Here is a 17,935-nt window from a genome sequence, read left to right as displayed (position 1 = left end):
TATGGCTGAGGTTTTGAACTTCGAGCACAACGGCATTACCGTCAATGCCACTGAATCTCCCGAGGCCATGGGTGGCCTGGGTGACAACGTCATCGGGCTGGTCGGCACCGCGCCGAATGCCAACCCGCTGATTCCGAAAAACACCCCGTTCCGTATCAACAGCTTCACCACCCAGGCCCAGTTGGACCCGACCGGTGTCGAAGCGGGGACGTTGTTCCACGCCGTCTACCAGATCCTCAAGGTAGTCAAGGTGCCGGTGTACGTGGTCATCGTCGAAGAGGGCGCCACGCTGGCCGACACGCAGAACAACGTGATCGGCGGCATCGAAGCACAGACCGGGCGCAAGTTGGGCTTGGCCGCGTTGAGTGGGGTCGCTGAAGACCTGACCATCATCGGCGCGCCAGGCTTCACCGGCACCAAGGCCGTGGCCAGCGAGTTCGCCTCGTTTGGCAAGCGTATCAAGGCCCGTGTGGTACTCGATGGCAAGGACGCCGCGGTCGCCGATCAAGTGACTTACAGCCAGGAACTGGGCGGCGCGGACCTTGGTTTCGACCGTTGCCTGGTGGTGCACAACATGCCTGCGGTGTATTCCAAGGCCGCGAAGAAAAACGTCTTCCTGGCCCCGTCGAGCCTGGCCATCGCCGCCCTCGCCAAGGTCAAGCAATGGGAGAGCCCGGGCAACCAGGTCACCTACGCCGAAGACGTTTCCCGCACCGTCGAATACAACATCCTCGACACTTCCACCGAAGGCGATCTGCTGAACCGCTACGGCGTCAGCTACTACGCCCGGACCATCCTCGGCGGCTTCTCGCTGCTGGGCAACCGCTCCATCACCGGCAAGTTCATCAGCTACGTCGGCCTGGAAGATGCCATCAGCCGCAAGCTGGTGAAAGCCGGCCAGAAAGCCATGGCCAAGAACCTGACCAAGTCGTTCATGGACCAGGAGGTCAAGCGCATCAACGACTGGCTGCAAACCCTGGTCGCCGACGAAACCATCCCGGGCGGCAGCGTGTACCTGCACCCGGAATTGAACAGCGTCGAGAAGTACAAGAACGGCACCTGGTACGTGGTCATCGACTACGGCCGCTACGCGCCGAACGAACACATGATTTATCAACTCAATGCCCGCGATGAAATCATCGAGCAGTTCCTGGAGGACGTTCTCTAATGTTTACCAACCGCGTAAGACAGGCCATCGCGGCCACCCTGCAGGGCCTGCCGTTGTCGGCGACCGTGGAAGATTTCACCCCGCCGAAGATCGAATTCGAGATGGAAGAGATGCGTGGCGGCCGTTTCATTGGCGAGGAAATGGCCAAGGCTGGCAAAGCGCTGACGGCCAAGCTGACGCTGCAAGGCCTCGGTCCGGAAATCATGCTGGCGCTGGGCGTGAGTGTGGGCGACGACATTCTGCTGAATGTGCGTGAAGCCGGCCAGGACCAGGACGGCAACACCTGGTTCACCTACCACACGGTGGGCGGCAAGTTGAAGTCCCTTGAGGAAACGACGCTGAAAATGAACGAGAAGCCCAAGACCATCCTTGATCTGTCCTGCCGCACCTACAACCGCCTGGAAAACGGCGTCCCGGTGATCGATATCGACGTGCGCACCCAGAAGTTCGTGCTCAACGGCATCGACATCCTCGGCGATGCTCGCCGTGCGGTGTTGTTGCCGTAAACGAATGCCCGTCAGTTGAACCCAATCCCTGTGGGAGCGAGCTTGCTCGCGATAGCGGTGTGTCAGCCAACATCGATGCTGACTGATCCGACGTCATCGCGAGCAAGCTCGCTCCCACAGGTTGTCCTCTGATTTATCAAGGAACCGATTCCATGTCCTGGACGCCTCCCGTTCACGTCTTGCTGTCGCCGATCGCCGGTGACGACGAAACGCAGATCGAGCAACTCCCCCTCAAGCCGCTGTACTACGCCGCGCAAAAAGACGCCCTGGCCCGCGCCGGCGATGACGAAGACGATCAGTTCTTCGAGTTGGCCAAACTGGCCACCGGGCTGTCGGTCAAGGAACTCGACCAGCTCAAGCGCCCGGACTACGTGAGCATTGCGCAGTACGTGCATGAAATGTCCACCCGTCCGACGTCCCACTTCCTGGAACAGGTGGCCGGCGCACCCGTCGACCCTGACCAGGTACAGCTGCTGCAACCGCTCGACGTCGCGGGCCGCAGCATGACTTCGCTGACCCTGGAAATGCCGGTGCTGCGGGCCACCAAGGCGATGAAGAAACTGAAGACGGCCAAGGAACGCGCGGAGTTCATCACCGCCCACTGCACTGGCCTGATGATTCCCGATCTCGATCGGCTGACCGTGCCTGACTGGACCCAGTTGCAGGTGCGCATCGACGATTTTTTAAACAAACCGGCGGACTTCTTTCGGAGCGCGACATCGAAGTGATCCTCGATGTGGTGCCGCTCATTTACTCGGTAAGTGAGGCGGAAATCCTGGAGTGGGACGCCGGCAAGGCCTTGCGCCGCTACGACATCGCGATCGCTCGCCTTGGCGTGAAACAGGAGTAGAGCGGGATGGCGGACGATAGATATTCGCTCAAATACGCAGCCTTCAACGAGAATGGGTTGGCATTCGGTAATACCAGCCTCACCAGTGGCGTGTCGGCGCAAGGCGCGTTCGCCAGGGATCAACTGGCGAGCCTCGATCTGGCGTTGGAAACACTCGGGCTCAAGCTCGGCCTGCTGACAACGGCAATCGAGTCGCTGACCGTGAAGCTGTCGGCGCAACGATTGTTCTCCCAAACGATGGGCGCCGACGCCAAGGGCGAGTCGGCCAGTGAGCCAAAGGGCAAGCCGAGTGGCGGTATCGAACCACCGGCGCTGCTCAAGCCCGCGATAGCGATGGATTCGGCCATGGCCGATCTGAAAAAGGCCACCCAATTCGGGCCGCGCCAGATTCAACAGGTGGCTGAGTCAACCCAGCAGATCGCCACCGCACCGTTGGTGGCGGCCAGGGGCACCACGGCGGTTGAAGTGGTGAGGATGCAAAGCCTGGCGGCGGGGAAGGGCATCGGTAGCGATGTGCTCGATGCCTCTGACCGACAGTTGGCGCTGTCGCGTTTTGCCTCGGATGCTGGCGTCACTGCGACGGCGTTCGAGATGCCGGCCATGAAGGCCGCCGAAATGCTGGCCGACTGGCGCATTTCCATGAAGCTCAGCGGCGCCGAAGCCTTTGACTTGGCGGATGCCGCCAACCAGTTGGGCAAGCTACCCAATGGTGCGAAACCGGCTGAGATCGGTGCGGTCTTGCAGCGTGACGGTGCGGCGGCGACGGCGGCAGGCCTGGCCCCTGCACAAGCCGCAGCGTTGACGGCGGCGTTGCTCAATACCGGTACCCAACAAGCTGAAGCCGGCGTGGCGCTGGATGGTTTCACGACGGCCCTGGGCAAGGCTGACCAGACCTCCGCCCCCGAGCAAACGGCCTGGAAACAGCTGGGCCTGGAGCCCAAGGCGGTGGCGAGCGGTTTGCGTGACAAGGACACCGCGCCTGGCACGGTGATGACGGTGCTGGCGGCCTTGAACGCGCAACCGGCCGAAAATCGCTCGACCCTTGCCGCCACGCTATTCGGCAATGGCGATGAGGCGGTGCTGCGCATGGCGCAGAAGCTGCCCGATGTGAACGCCGCCTTCTTGCAGGTGAAAGACCCAGGCCAATACGCCACGTCGCAATTGGGCAACGACGGCTCGGTGCGGCAGGACGCGTTGGCGTTGTCGAAAACCCGGCAAGGCCAGTTGAACATCCTCAACGCCCGCAACGAGCGTTTGTCGGTGGCCACGGGAAACGCCCTGATGCCTGTGGCGGATAGCTCGTTTCAGTGGCTGGGTTCGTTGACCGATGGCATGAGTGAGTTGGCTGAGTCCTCCCCTAAAGCCACCGCGGCCATCGTGCTGGTGGGGGCGGCGATCAAACCGCTGGTGGGGGCGCTGCTCAAAGCCGTAGCGGATGAGATGTCCAATCAGGTGGCCAAGCGGGTGTTAGGCAAGGCCGCTCCGCACCTTCCCGGCCGATTGGGCGAGGTGATCTCCGAAGACTTCAGGAAAAATCCTCCTGGGGACAAGCTGGATACAAGCAATGCCAGCCAGCGTCCCGAATCCACGAGAGGACCGAAGATACGCGTCAGTACGCGAGGCTCGCGGGGGACCGCAGGGCGTTTTTCACTCGGGCCAACGGCCTCATTACGCTCGATGACGCGCAACGCGCCCGGCCCATTGAAAGTGGTCGGCGCCGTCGCTGATGTGGCCGAGGGTGTGCTGACTGGCGACAAACGGATGATGGGCGCAGGCCTGGGAGCCGCGGGTGGCGGCTGGGCAGGCGCGGCTGCGGGGTCTGCGGCCGGTGCCGCTTTGGGCAGTGTCGTTCCGGTGATAGGCACTGCCATTGGGGGGCTGGTTGGCGGACTGCTGGGCGGCTGGCTGGGGAGCGATGCCGGCGCCTCCCTGGGTGAAAAACTCGTCGCCCCCGCCGACAGGCTCGCCGCTCCAGACCAGGTCAGCAAAGACCTGGCCAGCACCGAGACAACCACACAGCAGAACACCATGACCGCGAACATCTACATCAACGGCCAGGACCAGGCCAGTGCCAGTCAGTTGGCCAACCTGGTCGTGCAGCAGCTCTCGGGCCAATTCGGCTTGACGACCATGCCCAGCTCACTGGCCATGCGCAGTGATGCCGCCCTGACCGACGGAGGTACGTGATGCGTCAACAAATGGCACTCGGCAGTTTCATCTTTGGGCTGTCGAGAAAGTTTGCGTACCACCAACTGGTACACACGTCGGACGGTGGCTGGAAAAGCATCGACATTCTCACCAGCAAACCCAAGTCCAGCCAGATCGGCCAGGGGCTGCAAGGGCTGACGATCACGGGCAAGTCGATGTACGCGACCGCCATGGATCGTCTCGATGAGCTGCGCGCATTGCAGGCGCAGCGCATCCCCCTGCCGTTGGTCGATGGCATCGGCCGCAACTGGGGCCTGTGGCAGATCAACAAGGTCACGGAAACCCAGACCGAAATCATCGATGACGGCACGGCGATGGTGGTCGGCTGGGTGGTTGAATTGATGGAGTTCGCCAATGCGTAGGGTTCGAAGTATCGCCGGTGATTCGGTGAATCTGCTGCTGTACCGCGAGCTGGAGCGTTGTGACGATATCGTCGAGGAGGCGCTCTGGTTGCTCAATCCGGGGTTGGCTGAATGGGGCCCGGTATTGCCGGCGGGCGTATGGGTTGTCTTGCCGGAAGTGGACCTCAAGCCCGTGGCAACCCCACCGGTTTCGGCCTGGGATTAAGGAGGCGACATGTCATTGGGTTTCACGCCTGCGGTGGAAATTTATGGTGCGAACGCCGCGCTGCTCAACGAACGCCTGCTCAAGTGGGTGCATGTCGATGCGGCGGGTATCGAGTCCGATCAATTGACCCTCACCATCAGCCTGGACGGGCTTGAAGGGTTGCCCAGCCTGGGTGGCAAGATTGGCCTGCGGGTCGGCTATCTGGAGTCGGGTCTGGTGGACAAAGGCGAGTTCGTCATCACCCGGCGCACGCCGCTCCTGTTTCCCCTGCAACTCGTGCTGGTGGCCATGGCAGCGCCGTTCAGCGCGGCGGACCAGACCGGGTTCAAGCAACGCCGATCCGTCAGCCATGGCCCGACGACCCTGGGGGCGCTGTTTCGTCAGTTGACCTCCAGGCACGGGTTTTCCCCGCGGGTGGCGCCGGACCTGTCGCTGATCAAGATCGAGCACATCGATCAGTCCAATGAAACCGACATGGGTTTCCTCACGCGTCTGGCCCACCGGTATGACGCCGTCGCCAAGCCGGTCAACGAGCTGTACGTACTGGCCCGGCGCGGCCAGGCGAAGTCGTTGTCGGGCAAAGTTTTGCCCGAAATGAAACTGTCGGTGACGACCAACAACCGCCCGGGCGACCACGCCTTCATTTCGGCCAAGCTGGATGAAGGCGCCCGGGCCAAGTACCAAGGTTGCAAGACCCGTTGGTGGGATGCGGCGGCGGGCAAGCTGCAGGTCGAGGAGAGCGGCATCGCGCCGTTCAAGACCCTGCGCCAGCGCTTCCAGAGCGCCGACGATGCCCGCGCCGCCGGTGAAGGCGAGGTACGTCGGATGCTGCGCGAAGCGCTCAAGGTGACGATCGAGTGCCCGGGTAACCCGGGGCTGTCTGCCGAGGGCATCGTCCTGCTGGATCCCTCCTGGCCGGATTTCATGCGCGGTCGCTGGTCGATCGACAAGGTCACCGCCAGTGGCGACCGGGAAAAAAGCTATCGCTGCTTGATTGATGCAACCTGCCTGGATGCCAAGGCCTGATCCCCCTGTGGGAGCGAGCTAGCTCGCGATAGCGCCCCGACATTCAACATTTGCACTGACTGACACGCCGCCATCGCGAGCTAGCTCCCACAGTTTTGTTCAGCGTTGCACATACCCCCTGCGCCCAACCGAGTCCCTCTGTGGGAGCGGGCTTGCTCGCGAAGACGACAGCACATCCGACATCAATGCTGCCTGCCCCACCGCTTTCGCGAGCAGGCCCGCTCCCACAGGGGAGATTCGCACCTTCAGATACTGGAGTCTCCCCATGAAGATCACACCGATCCTCACGCAGTTGCGTGAGCAATGTCCGACGCTTGCCCAGCGTGTGGTCGCAGGTTTTGACCTCGCCGCGCTGCAAGCCGAGACCCCGCTGCAAACCCCCTGCGCCTATGTATTGCCCACCGCCGACATCGCCAGCAAGAACTCGGCTCAGAACGTCACGCTGCAAGCGGTGCGTGATCGTTTCGATGCCGTGTTGGTGCTCGACGCCACTGACGCGACAACAGCGCTGGATCTGTTGCACGACCTGCGGGCCGAACTGTGGCGGGCGCTGGTGGGGTTCAAGCCGGGCGCTGAGTACACCGGCGTCGAGTACGACGGCAGCGAACTGGTTTCCATCAACAGCAGCCGGGTGTCGTACCGGCTGCGCTTTTTCGCCGAGTTCCAGCTGGGCCGCAATCTGGCGAGCCAGCCTGCCGAAAGCTGGCACGAGCGTGAACTGGACGGCTTGTCGTCCTTTACCGGGGCCACCGTGCGGGTCGATGCCATCGACCCGGCGGACCCCAACCTGAAACGTCCCGGCCCCGACGGGCGCGTGGAACTGACTTTCTCTGGAGACGTAACCCCATGAGCAAACGCATCACCGTGCTGCCGGCCCCGGGCCGTGCCGTACCGGACCCGGAAGCGGGCGATCTGTTGCCCCTCGAGGGCCGTGAAGTGCCGGACAACGCCTGGTGGCGTCGACGTCTGGCCGATGGCGATATCACTACCAAAGCCGTGAAAGCGGCCAAACCACAGGGAGCCAAATAATGGCGATCGGATTCAGCAACATTCCCGCGGACATTCGTGTTCCGCTGTTCTACGCCGAAATGGACAACTCGGCCGCCAATAGCGCGTCATCGGCCATGCGCCGGTTGATCGTCGCCCAGGTCAACGACAATGTCGCTCCGGCCGATGTCGGCAAACTGGTGCTGGTGTCCAGCGTCGCGCTGGCCAAGAACATCGGCGGGCAAGGCTCGATGCTAGCCTCGATGTACGAAACCTGGCGCAAGACCGACCCGCTCGGCGAAATCTGGTGCCTGCCGCTGCACAATGTCGAAGGCGCCATCGCCAAGGGCGTGCTGACCTTCACCGGCACCGCGACTGAAAGCGGTGTGCTCAACCTGTACGTCGGCGGTGTGCGCGTCCAGGCCGCCATCGTCAACGGTGCCACGGCGGCCCAGGCCGCCACTGCGCTGGCCTTGAAAATCAACGCCGCCGCCGACCTGCCGGTGACCGCTGCGGCCGCCGAAGGCGTCGTGACCCTCAGCGCCAAATGGACCGGCGACAGTGGCAACGACATCAGCTTGCAGTTCAATCGCCTGGGTAAGAGCAATGGCGAAGACACCCCGGCGGGACTGACCACCGCCATCACCGCGATGACCGGTGGCGCCGGCGTGCCGGACCAGACCGCTGCCGTCGCGGCCCTGGGCGACGAGCCTTTCGAATTCATCGCCATGCCCTGGTCCGACGTGGCGAGCCTCAACACCTGGCAAGCGGTCATGGACGACAACACCGGCCGCTGGTCCTGGGCCAAGCAGTTGTTCGGCCATGTCTACAGCGCCAAGCGCGGCACCATTGGCACCCTGGTCGCCGCCGGACAGGCGCGCAACGACCAGCACATGACCCTCCAGGCGCTGGAGCTGGGCGTGCCGCAACCGTTCTGGGTCCAGGCCGCGGCCTTGGCGGCTCGCACGGCGGTGTTCATCTCCGCCGACGCCAGCCGTCCGACCCAGAGCGGCAGCCTGCCAGGCTTGGACCCGGCACCGGCCAGCGAGCGTTTCACCCTGACCGAGCGCCAGTCGCTGCTCAACTACGGCATCGCCACGGCGTATTACGAAGGTGGCTACGTACGCATCCAGCGTTCCATCACCACGTATCAGAAGAATGCCTTCGGCCAGGCTGACAACTCCTACCTGGACAGCGAAACCATGCACCAGTCGGCGTTCATCGTCCGTCGCCTGCAAAGCGTGATCACCAGCAAGTACGGTCGCCACAAACTGGCCTCCGACGGCACCCGTTTCGGCGCCGGCCAGCCCATCGTGACCCCGAGCACCATCCGCGGCGAGCTGATCGCGCAATACGCCAAGCTCGAACTGGAAGGCCACGTGGAAAACGCCGAGCTGTTCGCCGAACACCTGGTTGTGGAGCGTGACAGCCAGGACCCGAGCCGGGTCAATGTGCTGTTCCCACCGGACTACATCAACGGCCTGCGGGTGTTCGCGCTGCTCAACCAATTCCGCCTGCAATACGACGCCGCCGCCTGACGGTTGCACTCGGTCGCATGCATTCAGCCCACCTTGCGTGGGCTTTTTATTTGAAGGGAGAAACACCATGGGTCAACTGATTGCGGGCACCTGCTACGTCAAAGTGGACGGCGCTCAACTGACCATCAATGGCGGCTGCGAAGCGCCACTGATGTTCACCAAACGCGAAACCGTCGTACCGGGTTTCTACAAGGAAACCGACATCGCCCCGTCCTTCAAGGTGACGGCCCTGCACACCGCGGACTTCCCGCTCAAGCAGCTGGTCGCCGGCACTGATATGACCGTCACTTGCGAATTCAACAACGGCAAGGTCTACGTGCTGGCTGGCGCCTACCTGGTGGAAGAGCCGGTGTCCAAGGGCGACGACGCCACCATCGAGCTGAAATTCGAAGGCATCAAGGGGACCTGGCAATGACTGATGTCGTGACGCTGCGCGTGGCCATCGAGGCCCACGGCGAGCCCCTGAGCGAACTGACCCTGCGCCGTCCGACGGTGCAAGAGGTCCGGGCGATCAAGGCGCTGCCCTACAAGATCGACAAGAGCGAGGAGGTGAGCCTGGACATGGACGTCGCGGCCAAATACATCGCGGTGTGCGCCGGCATCCCGCCGTCGTCGGTCAACCAGTTGGACCTGGCTGACCTCAACGCCCTGAGCTGGGCCGTCGCGAGTTTTTTCATGAGTGCGGCGTCGCAGCCATCGGCGACCTGACCGCCGCCGCCTATGACCTGGCCTGGTTCTGGAAGGTTGACCCCGAACAGATGATGGCCAGGCCACTGGATGTGCTCCGCGAATCCTTGGAGCACGCGCAACGGATCAATGCGATGCAGCAGGTGCAGTGATGGCAGACACACAAAAGGTAGAGAGAAAGGCGGTGCTGCTGACAGGCATCGACGAGCTGTCACCCAAGCTCGCCGGCCTTCGTGCGAAGGTCGCGAGTTTCAAGCAGAACCTCGACGCCACGGGCCTGGGCAGCCTGGATATTTCCGGTCTGCTGCCCAGCGGCGGCCTGGCCCAGCCCTTTATGGACGGGCTCAAGTCGGCGCTGGCCTTCAAGGACGAAGCGGGCGCCGCGAGCGCGGCGGCCAGCGCCGTCCAGGCCCCTGAAGCGCCCCGTATGGCGGCACAGAACCTGGATGGATTGAAGACTTCCATCAGTAACGTGTCGGTGCAGTTCGGCTCGGCCTTGGGACCTGCGGTCAACGCGGTGGCGGTGAGTTTGCAGCCCATGGTCAGCGGCGTGGCCCAGGTGCTGCAGGACAACCCGCAACTGGTACAGGGCCTGGCGAATGGCGTCGTGGCGTTCAACGCGATTCAGATGGCGGTCAGCGGCGCGAGCCAGGCGTTCGAAGTGGTGAACCTGGCCTTGAAGATGAACCCCATCGGCTTGATTGCCATGGGCATCGCCTTGGCGGCAGGGATGATCATCGCCCACTGGACGCCGATTTCAGCGTTCTTCGCCGGGCTCTGGCAGAGGCTTGCGCCGATCGTCCTGCCGATGGTCGAGTTCTTCAAGACGATGTTCGCCTTTACCCCGATGGGGCAGGTGATCAGCAACTGGGGGCCGATCAGCAGCTTTTTTGGCGCCCTCTGGAATGTGATCGTGGCGGCGGCAGCGCCGGTCATCGGTTTCATGCAGACGCTGTTCGCCTGGTCGCCCTTGGGCTTGATCGTTGCCAATTGGGCGCCCCTGACCGGGTTGTTCGCGGCGATCTGGGACCTGCTCAGGGCCTTGACCGTGCCGGTGATGGACGCCTTGAAAGGCCTGTTCGACTGGACGCCGTTGGGGCTGATCATGGCCAACTGGGGCACGATCGGTGAAGTCTTCGCCGGGATCTGGGAGGGCGTGCGCAACCAGGTGTCAATCATGCTGGCGGTGTTCAGCGGCCTGTTCGACTGGTCACCCATCGAGGGTCTCGTCAAGCAGTGGGGGCCGGTGGGCGAGTGGTTCAGCCAGTGGTGGAACGAGTTGCAGGCGGTGATCGCGCCGATCAAGGCATTTTTCAACGGCGGCTTCGGCGAGATGATCACCTCGTTCACCGCTAAGGTCGAGGGTTTGACCGAGGCGCAGCGCGCCACCAACGCCGAAGGCAAAGGTGAGCTGGCGCCGGCGTTTTTTGGCGCGGCCAGCGAGCAGCCTCCGGGCCTGTCGTCCAGCCTGGCGCCAGCATCCGCCAACGTTCCGGCGAAGACCTCGCTGGCGCCGGGTACGTTGCCACAAACCTCCAGCGCCCTGGTGCAACAAAGCGCCGCCAATAACCGCACGCAACTCGAAGGCGGCCTGACCGTGCGCTTCGAAAATGCGCCGGCCGGGTTGCGCGCCGATCCGCCCCAGACCAATCAACCGGCTCTGGCGGTGAGTTCGCGCATCGGCTATCGCTCACTGTCCACAGGAGGCTCCAATGAGCTGGCGTGATCGTTTGTTGCCGGCGTCGTTTCGTGGCGTCGGGTTCTGGGTCGACCAGGCGAAAACCCCGGTCGGCCACAAAGGCCAGCTGCATGAATATCCCCAGCGTGACCAGCCGTTTTTCGAGGGGCTCGGCCAGCAGGCGAAGATTCATGAGCTGACGGCGTTCATCGTCGGCCCCGATTGCCTGGAGCAGCGCGACAAGCTGCTCAAGGCCTTGGAGCAGGGCAGCGGCGAACTGGTGCACCCGTGGCTGGGGCGCCTGCAGGTCAAGGTTGGTGAGTGCGACATGACTCAGACCCGTCAGGACGGCGGGTTGGTGACGTTCGCCCTGAAGTTCTACCCCGACCAGCCGCTGCAATTCCCTTCGGCCACGATCAACAGCCAGAAACTGCTGCTGGTCTCGGCCGACAGCTTCCTCGGTTCGGCGGTGCGGCGCTTCGAAGACGCCATGACCTTGATCAAGGCCGCACGGATCGGCATCGCTGACCTGCGCAACAGCCTCAAGGAGATCTACGGCGTGATCGAGCAGGAGCTCAAGCCGTTGATCGAGACCTATCGGCAACTCAGCGATCTGGTCAAGGCGGTGAAAGCGTTGCCCAAGGAGGTGGTGGCCGAGTTCAAGGGGTTGCTGGGCGATATTCGGGAACTGAAGGACTTTGCCCGTGACGGCTATCGCGGCGTGATTGCCAGCGTGTCGCAACAGGTGGAGGCCATTCGCAAGGCCGACGCGCCCAAACTCACGACGGGCAAGGACACCACGGCGGCGGCCCAGGCCGTGGCCGACCTGGTGCAGGACACGCTGTTGGTGCAGGCCGCGCAATGGATTGCGGCGATGCCGGTAGCAGCGCCTGCGGTCAAGTTGGGCGCCACGCCATCGGTGGCGCAACAGGCCGTGCAACCGGTCCAGCGCCGGGACGTGCCGGTGGCCGACGATGTACTGGCCCTGCGCGATGCCCTCAACGATGTCATCTGGCAGGCCTCCCTCAAGGCTGATCCGGAGCACTACCAGGCGATGAACAACCTGCGCCAGCAAATGGCCGCGCACCTGACGGCGGTGGCGTCTTCGGGTGTCAGGCTGATCAACCTGTCGTTCAAGCAAAGCCTGCCGGCGCTGGTGGTGGCGTATCAGCAATTCGCCGATGCCACCCGGGTGACGGAGGTGACCCAGCGTAACGGCGTCGCCCATCCTGGTTTCCTGCCGCCCAATGACCTGAAAGTCTCGGGGGAATAAGCCATGAACGAGCTCGACAACGCTGTCTCGCTTACTGTCGGCGGGTTGGATTACGGCGGCTGGAAAAGCGTGGAAATCAGTGCGGACCTGGAGCGCCAGTTTCGCACCTTCAAACTCGACATCACTTGGCAATGGCCGGGGCAGACCCAAGCCGTGCCGATCCGTCCGGGCGATGAATGCCAGGTGCGCATTGGTGCCGATCTGGTCCTCAGCGGTTATGTGTTCAAGGCACCGGTCAGCTATGACGGTCGACAGATCAGCCTGAGCATTGAAGGCGGTTCCAAGACCCAGGACCTGGTGGACTGCGCCGCGATCAACCGCCCGACCCAATGGCGCGGGCAAACGCTGCTGAGCATCGTCCAGGCCCTGGCATCGCAATACGGCGTGGGAGTCATCAGCGAGATCCCTGAAACCGCGCGGTTGAGCGAACACAGCATCGTGCCGGGGGAAACGGTCTTTCAATCCATCGACCGTTTGCTGACGTTGTTCCGAGTGTTCTCCACCGACGACGCACAAGGACGTGTGTTGCTGGCCAAACCCGGCAGCGGTGGGCGGGCCAGTGATGTATTGGAGCTGGGCAAGAACATTCTGTCGGGCAACGCACCGATGGACTATAGCCAGGTGTTCTCCGAATACCGGGTCATCGGCCAGCACAAGGGCAATGATCAACAGAGCGGGGCGGTGGTAAGTGAAGTCTCTGGCACCGCCACCGATCTGGGCTTCAAGCGCAAGCGGGTGACGGTGATCAGCGAGAGCGCGCAATTGACCTTCGAACTGGCCCAGCAACGGGCCGATTGGGAAAGCGCCATCCGCACCGGCAAGGCCCTGACCACCACCTACCGCGTGCAAGGCTGGCGCCAGGCCAATGGCGACTTGTGGCGGCACAACACTTTGGTAAGGGTGATCGACCCGGTGCTGGGGTTCGACGCAGACATGCTGATTTCCAAAGTGACGTACTCGCTGTCGGCACAAGGCTCCGTCACCACCCTGCAAGTCGCGCCGCCGCATACCTTCGACGCCAACCCGGTGCCGCCAAAACCCTGAGCCCCGCCGATGCCTGCCCGCCACAGATTCCCTGTGGGAGCGAGCGCCCCAAAAGTGTCCGCCCACCACAAATCCCTTGTGGGAGCGAGGTTGCTCGCGATGGCGGCAGTGCAGCCAACAGAGATGTTGATCCGAACACCGCGTTCAAGTCCCCGATTCTCAAGGAAACCTCAATGAGCCTACTGACCCGCCTCCTGGCGCGCGGCACTGTCGTGCTCGCCCATTCGGCCACCAAGCTGCAGTCGCTGCAAATGCGCCTCACCGCCGGCGAAGTGAACGACGATATGGAGCACTTCGAACCCTACGGCTTCACCAGCAACCCGCTGGCCGGTGCCGAGGGCATTGCCACGTTCCTGGGGGGCGACCGCTCCCATGCCGTGGTCCTGGTGGTCGCCGATCGCCGCTTCCGTCTCCAGGCCCTGGCCCCCGGCGAAGTGGCGCTCTACACCGACGAAGGCGACAAGCTCCACTTCAAGCGCGGTCGTGTCATCGACATCGAGACTGCAACCCTGAACATCCGCGCCAGTAGCGCGGTGAACATCGACAGCCCGGTCATCAACCACACCGGCAAGATCGTCTCCCAAGGCGACCAGATCGCCGGCGGCATCAGCCAGATCAAACATGTGCATGTCGGTGTACAGGCCGGCAACGGCCAGACCGGCGCGCCGGCGGGAGGTCAATGATGTTCATCCGCCAGAACCTGCACGCCGCGCTGACCCGCTCGGTGCTGATCAGCCTGTTCACCTGGCGCCGCGCCGCTGACGACGATGCCGTCGATGATGACGAACGTTTCGGCTGGTGGGGCGACACCTTTCCCACCGTTGCCGACGACCGCATCGGCTCGCGGCTGTGGCTGTTGCGCCGGGTCAAGCTGACCCGCCAGACCCAGCTCGACGCCGAATTCTATGCCCGCGAAGCCTTGCAATGGCTGATCGATGACGGCCACTGCAGCGCCATCGACATCATCAGCGAACGCCTCGACGCCCAGCGCTTGAACCTGCGCACGGTCCTGACCCTGGCCGATGGCGAGCGCCTGGACATCAACCCCGATAACAGTTGGCAGGTGACCTATGCCGTTTGAAACCCCTTCGCTGCCGGTGCTGATCAAACGCGCCCAAAGCGACCTGGCCAGCGATGCGCTGCGCCAGTCCGATGCCCAAGTGCTGGCCCGCACTCTTGGCGGCGCCGCCTACGGCCTGTATGGCTACCTGGACTGGATCGCCGAGCAGATCCTGCCGGACAAAGCCGATGAGTCCACCCTGGAACGCATCGCTGCCCTGCGCCTGAACCAGGCGCGCAAAGCGGCCCAAGTGGCCAGCGGCAATGTCAGCTTCAGCGCTACGGCAGGTGCCGTGTTGGATGTCGATACGCTGCTGCAATCCACCGATGGCCGCACTTATAAAGTGACCACCGCCCGCACCACCAGCAATGGCCTGAACACCGCCACCGTCGCGGCGCTGGAAGCCGGTAGCCTGGGCAATGCCGACGCCGGCCTGGTGCTGACACCGGTGCAGCCGCTTCTGGGCATCGACAATCGCTTCACCGTGCTGGCGCCGGGGCTGACCGGCGGTGTTGCCAGGGAAAGCCTTGAGTCCCTGCGCGCCAGGGTGATCCGTTCCTATCGCGTGATTCCCCACGGCGGTTCGGCCCAGGACTATGAAACCTGGGCCCTGGAGTGCCCCGGCATCACCCGTGCGTGGTGCCGGGGTAGCTACCTGGGGCCAGGCACCGTCGGCCTGTTCGTGATGCGGGACGACGACCCGCAACCGATCCCCAACGCCGAGCAATTGGAAGAAGTGCGGGCCTACATCGAGCCCTTGCGCCCGGTGACCGCCGAGCTGCACGTGCTGGCGCCGACGCAGGTTCCGGTCAACTACAGGCTGCGCATCACGCCGGACACCAGCGCCGTGCGGGTGGCCATCGAGGCCCAACTGCGCGACTTGCATAACCGTGAAGCCGGCCTCGGCGAAACCCTGTTGTTGAGTCATATCGCTGAAGCCATCAGCAGCGCCACCGGCGAAACCGACCACAAACTCAGTGCGCCAGTCGCCGATGTCGTCGCCGCCAGCAACCAGTTGCTGACGTTCGGAGGTTGCACATGGCTGGAATAAGAACCGCCGAACAGTACCAGGCCCAACTGCGCAGCCTGCTGCCCAGCGGCCCGGCGTGGGATCCGGAGCGCGTGCCGGAACTGGACGATGTGCTGCAAGGCATCGCCCAGGAACTGGCCCGCCTCGACGCCCGTGCCGCCGACCTGCTCAACGAGATGGACCCGGCGGGCGTGAGTGAGCTGGTACCGGACTGGGAGCGGGTGATGAATCTGCCGGATCCGTGCCTCGGGGCCACGCCGTTGTATGACGATCGCCGTCTGGCGGTGCGTCGACGGTTGTTGGCGGTGGGCAGCCAAGCCATTGCCTATTACGTGGAAATCGCCAAGAGCCAGGGTTACCCCAACGCCACCATCACTGAACTGAAGGCGCCGCGCATGGGCCGCGCCCGGTTCGGCGAAGCGCATTTTGGCACCTGGCAGGCGCAGTTCATGTGGACCCTCAATACCGGTGGCCGGCTGCTGCTGGGGCGGCGTTTTGGCGCCAGCTATTGGGGCGAGCGTTTTGGCGTCAACCCGGGCTCGGCCCTGGAGTGCCTGATCCACCGCAGTGCACCGGCGCATACCAAGGTTCACATCAATTATGACTAGGGAGTAGACGATGGATTATCCGAAAAGTGTGCCCAGCGCCGGGCTGGTGAATGGGAAGTTCGTGGATGAAAACCCGCTGACCGGGACGCCGGGGTCGTTGATTCCGGCGGCTTGGGGAAACGGGGTGACACAGGAAATCGTGAATGTCATCAAAGCGGGTGATCTGACGCCAGATGAAACCCAGAACGATCAGCTGCTCGAGGCGATTCAGTCGGTTACCGCCAAGGGCTGGAACCAGGACCTCGCGCTTTCGATCACCGCCTTGCCGCTGCCGACGATTGCAACAGCGGACGCCCGCCTGGCGATAACGCCAACGGCACTGTCAACCAGCGGCGGCCGTGTATCGATTCCGGCGGGTGTGTACATCAGCATCGGACAAGAGGTGGTGAGTGGACGGTTGGGTCGATCACGTACCTACGTGACGGCGGCTTGGAGCAGCGCCGATTTATTGCCCAGCGCCAGTTATTTTCTACGAGCACAGGTCATCGGCGGTGTGCTGACCTTCTATATGCAGCGTGGAAGCCTGTATGACCTTTTGCCGGAATCCTTGAAGGGCACGATCAACGGAGCGTCCGGCGGCGGCTTTGCGTCCACGCCCCTGGACATGTGCCTGGCCTGGGTCATGACCGGGGCGCCGGGTTCCTTGCCAACGATTCGCACGATTTACAACCGTGCTCAATTGACCTGGACGCAAACGGTGAATGGCACCGGAGTGGTGTATCTGCCGCTGGATCCGCATGCGCGTGCGGCGCGGCTTGTGGCGGGGAATCCGACACCCTCTCCGAGTGCCGTGACTTCGCTGGCGTTCGTTCAGGCCGGGTGGATTGGGGGCAACTACAGCTATCTGTCTCCCGTCGCGACAACACCCGGCAACAATCCCGGGGGGTGGACAAACCCCGCCAGTCCGTCCATGTGCGTGCTGTTCTCCAGTAACGTCGTCAATGACGTGAGCGTCTCCACGGTCACGGCCAGTTTTGACCATACACAGCTGCGTTCGCTTTGGCAGTCGTACCAGGCCGAGCACACACTCGGCGCAACCAATGCAGACAGTGATGAGTTGCTATTGAGCATGGGGATCAAGGGGCACCAGGCATTGACGGATTACAGCGTGGGTATCGCCGTCAACTTTACCAATGCAATCAATGTTCACCTGTCCTGGGAGCTGATCCGATGAAAGTCATTCAAGAACTGCACCAGTACGAAGATGGACTTCGCCCGCCTGCACCTTCGTCCGCCCATATCTGGGAGGACGGTACTTGGGTACTTAGCGAAGAGAATGCCGCCGAGCATTTACGCCAGGATGCCGAACGCCTGTGCGCCAAGGTCGATACCGCTGCCGACAACGCCCGTCGCACGATGGCCGGAGATCCGTTGCGGGCTCTGGAATACCAGCAAGCCGCCCTCGAAGCGCAGGTCTTCAAGGATCAGGGCTACCCGAAAAAAGCCGTTCCGTTGTCGGTTTCTGCCTGGGTCGTAAAAGGGCGCACAGCCAGGCAGGCGGCGGATCAGATTCTCGCCAAGGCCGCTGAGTTTGAAGCGAACCTGCTGGCGCTTCGCGAACTGCGCCTCAAGGCCAAGGCGCAGATTCGCGCGCACATGGCCAAAGGCAAGGCGGATCTTGCGCGCCAAGTCGCTGATGAGGTGCTTGTGGCCATTCGTGAACTCCACCTCTTCGCGTGATTTCTTTCTTCCTTTCGATATAGAG

General features: G+C 63.0%; 22 protein-coding genes. All 22 read left to right on the top strand.

What is annotated here, in order from left to right; genetic code table 11:
* The first annotated feature begins 1 nt into the window (after position 1).
* The 22 genes from IB266_RS21190 to IB266_RS21090 all read left to right on the top strand — a co-directional run bounded on the left by IB266_RS21190 (position 2) and on the right by IB266_RS21090 (position 17,910).
* On the top strand, positions 2-1,168 hold the full coding sequence (locus IB266_RS21190; RefSeq protein ID WP_192262309.1) for a phage tail protein: 1,167 nt from the start codon (positions 2-4) through the stop codon (positions 1,166-1,168).
* The gene (locus IB266_RS21185) at positions 1,168-1,674 is read left to right on the top strand and encodes a phage major tail tube protein (RefSeq protein ID WP_192262308.1); all 507 of its coding nucleotides are present in this window, start codon (positions 1,168-1,170) and stop codon (positions 1,672-1,674) included. Before IB266_RS21190 ends, IB266_RS21185 begins: the two co-directional genes overlap by 1 nt.
* A gap of 152 nt (positions 1,675-1,826) precedes the next feature.
* Positions 1,827-2,402 (top strand): phage tail assembly protein, encoded by a 576-nt coding sequence (locus IB266_RS21180; RefSeq protein ID WP_192262307.1) that lies wholly within the window; start codon positions 1,827-1,829, stop codon positions 2,400-2,402.
* Positions 2,399-2,524, top strand: coding sequence for a hypothetical protein (locus tag IB266_RS30900; RefSeq protein ID WP_256573040.1), 126 nt, complete (start codon positions 2,399-2,401; stop codon positions 2,522-2,524). Before IB266_RS21180 ends, IB266_RS30900 begins: the two co-directional genes overlap by 4 nt.
* Positions 2,525-2,530: 6 nt before the next feature.
* Positions 2,531-4,711, top strand: coding sequence for a phage tail tape measure protein (locus IB266_RS21175; RefSeq protein ID WP_192262306.1), 2,181 nt, complete (start codon positions 2,531-2,533; stop codon positions 4,709-4,711).
* Positions 4,711-5,094, top strand: coding sequence for a phage tail protein (locus tag IB266_RS21170; RefSeq protein WP_072410629.1), 384 nt, complete (start codon positions 4,711-4,713; stop codon positions 5,092-5,094). The genes IB266_RS21175 and IB266_RS21170 overlap by 1 nt, the downstream gene beginning before the upstream one ends.
* On the top strand, positions 5,087-5,299 hold the full coding sequence (locus tag IB266_RS21165; RefSeq protein WP_058542798.1) for a tail protein X: 213 nt from the start codon (positions 5,087-5,089) through the stop codon (positions 5,297-5,299). Before IB266_RS21170 ends, IB266_RS21165 begins: the two co-directional genes overlap by 8 nt.
* A 9-nt stretch (positions 5,300-5,308) precedes the next feature.
* Positions 5,309-6,325, top strand: a complete 1,017-nt coding sequence (locus IB266_RS21160; protein ID WP_192262305.1) for a contractile injection system protein, VgrG/Pvc8 family — start codon at positions 5,309-5,311, stop codon at positions 6,323-6,325.
* A gap of 265 nt (positions 6,326-6,590) precedes the next feature.
* On the top strand, positions 6,591-7,175 hold the full coding sequence (locus tag IB266_RS21155) for a hypothetical protein (RefSeq protein WP_192262304.1): 585 nt from the start codon (positions 6,591-6,593) through the stop codon (positions 7,173-7,175).
* Positions 7,172-7,354: a DUF2635 domain-containing protein gene (locus IB266_RS21150; protein ID WP_003198311.1), complete on the top strand. Its 183-nt coding sequence runs from the start codon at positions 7,172-7,174 to the stop codon at positions 7,352-7,354. The genes IB266_RS21155 and IB266_RS21150 overlap by 4 nt, the downstream gene beginning before the upstream one ends.
* On the top strand, positions 7,354-8,850 hold the full coding sequence (locus tag IB266_RS21145; RefSeq protein ID WP_092473998.1) for a phage tail sheath subtilisin-like domain-containing protein: 1,497 nt from the start codon (positions 7,354-7,356) through the stop codon (positions 8,848-8,850). Before IB266_RS21150 ends, IB266_RS21145 begins: the two co-directional genes overlap by 1 nt.
* Before the next feature lie 67 nt (positions 8,851-8,917).
* A complete protein-coding gene (locus IB266_RS21140) occupies positions 8,918-9,265 on the top strand; it encodes a phage tail tube protein (protein ID WP_003198314.1) in 348 nt (115 codons plus the stop codon).
* A complete protein-coding gene (locus tag IB266_RS21135) occupies positions 9,262-9,558 on the top strand; it encodes a phage tail assembly protein (protein WP_045155211.1) in 297 nt (98 codons plus the stop codon). Before IB266_RS21140 ends, IB266_RS21135 begins: the two co-directional genes overlap by 4 nt.
* A gap of 130 nt (positions 9,559-9,688) precedes the next feature.
* The gene (locus IB266_RS21130) at positions 9,689-11,263 is read left to right on the top strand and encodes a phage tail protein (RefSeq protein ID WP_192262303.1); all 1,575 of its coding nucleotides are present in this window, start codon (positions 9,689-9,691) and stop codon (positions 11,261-11,263) included.
* The gene (locus IB266_RS21125) at positions 11,250-12,488 is read left to right on the top strand and encodes a DNA circularization protein (RefSeq protein WP_192262302.1); all 1,239 of its coding nucleotides are present in this window, start codon (positions 11,250-11,252) and stop codon (positions 12,486-12,488) included. The genes IB266_RS21130 and IB266_RS21125 overlap by 14 nt, the downstream gene beginning before the upstream one ends.
* 3 nt (positions 12,489-12,491) lie before the next feature.
* The gene (locus IB266_RS21120; protein ID WP_192262301.1) at positions 12,492-13,532 is read left to right on the top strand and encodes a phage baseplate assembly protein; all 1,041 of its coding nucleotides are present in this window, start codon (positions 12,492-12,494) and stop codon (positions 13,530-13,532) included.
* 173 nt (positions 13,533-13,705) lie between these two features.
* Entirely contained in the window at positions 13,706-14,215 is a 510-nt protein-coding gene (locus tag IB266_RS21115) for a phage baseplate assembly protein V (RefSeq protein ID WP_192262300.1), read from the top strand.
* Positions 14,215-14,613: a phage GP46 family protein gene (locus tag IB266_RS21110; RefSeq protein ID WP_192262299.1), complete on the top strand. Its 399-nt coding sequence runs from the start codon at positions 14,215-14,217 to the stop codon at positions 14,611-14,613. The genes IB266_RS21115 and IB266_RS21110 overlap by 1 nt, the downstream gene beginning before the upstream one ends.
* Entirely contained in the window at positions 14,603-15,643 is a 1,041-nt protein-coding gene (locus IB266_RS21105; RefSeq protein WP_192262298.1) for a baseplate J/gp47 family protein, read from the top strand. The genes IB266_RS21110 and IB266_RS21105 overlap by 11 nt, the downstream gene beginning before the upstream one ends.
* The gene (locus IB266_RS21100) at positions 15,631-16,230 is read left to right on the top strand and encodes a YmfQ family protein (protein ID WP_060738955.1); all 600 of its coding nucleotides are present in this window, start codon (positions 15,631-15,633) and stop codon (positions 16,228-16,230) included. The genes IB266_RS21105 and IB266_RS21100 overlap by 13 nt, the downstream gene beginning before the upstream one ends.
* 10 nt (positions 16,231-16,240) lie before the next feature.
* Positions 16,241-17,404, top strand: a complete 1,164-nt coding sequence (locus IB266_RS21095; RefSeq protein ID WP_192262297.1) for a phage tail protein — start codon at positions 16,241-16,243, stop codon at positions 17,402-17,404.
* On the top strand, positions 17,401-17,910 hold the full coding sequence (locus IB266_RS21090; protein ID WP_192262296.1) for a phage tail protein: 510 nt from the start codon (positions 17,401-17,403) through the stop codon (positions 17,908-17,910). The genes IB266_RS21095 and IB266_RS21090 overlap by 4 nt, the downstream gene beginning before the upstream one ends.
* The last annotated feature ends 25 nt before the right edge of the window (positions 17,911-17,935 follow it).

The sequence above is a fragment of the Pseudomonas sp. Pdm06 genome (assembly GCF_014851795.1).
GTDB classification, from domain to species: domain Bacteria; phylum Pseudomonadota; class Gammaproteobacteria; order Pseudomonadales; family Pseudomonadaceae; genus Aquipseudomonas; species Aquipseudomonas fluorescens_AA.
The sequence above is the reverse complement of the archived record's forward strand: the minus strand, read 5'-3'. Positions and strand labels throughout refer to the sequence as shown.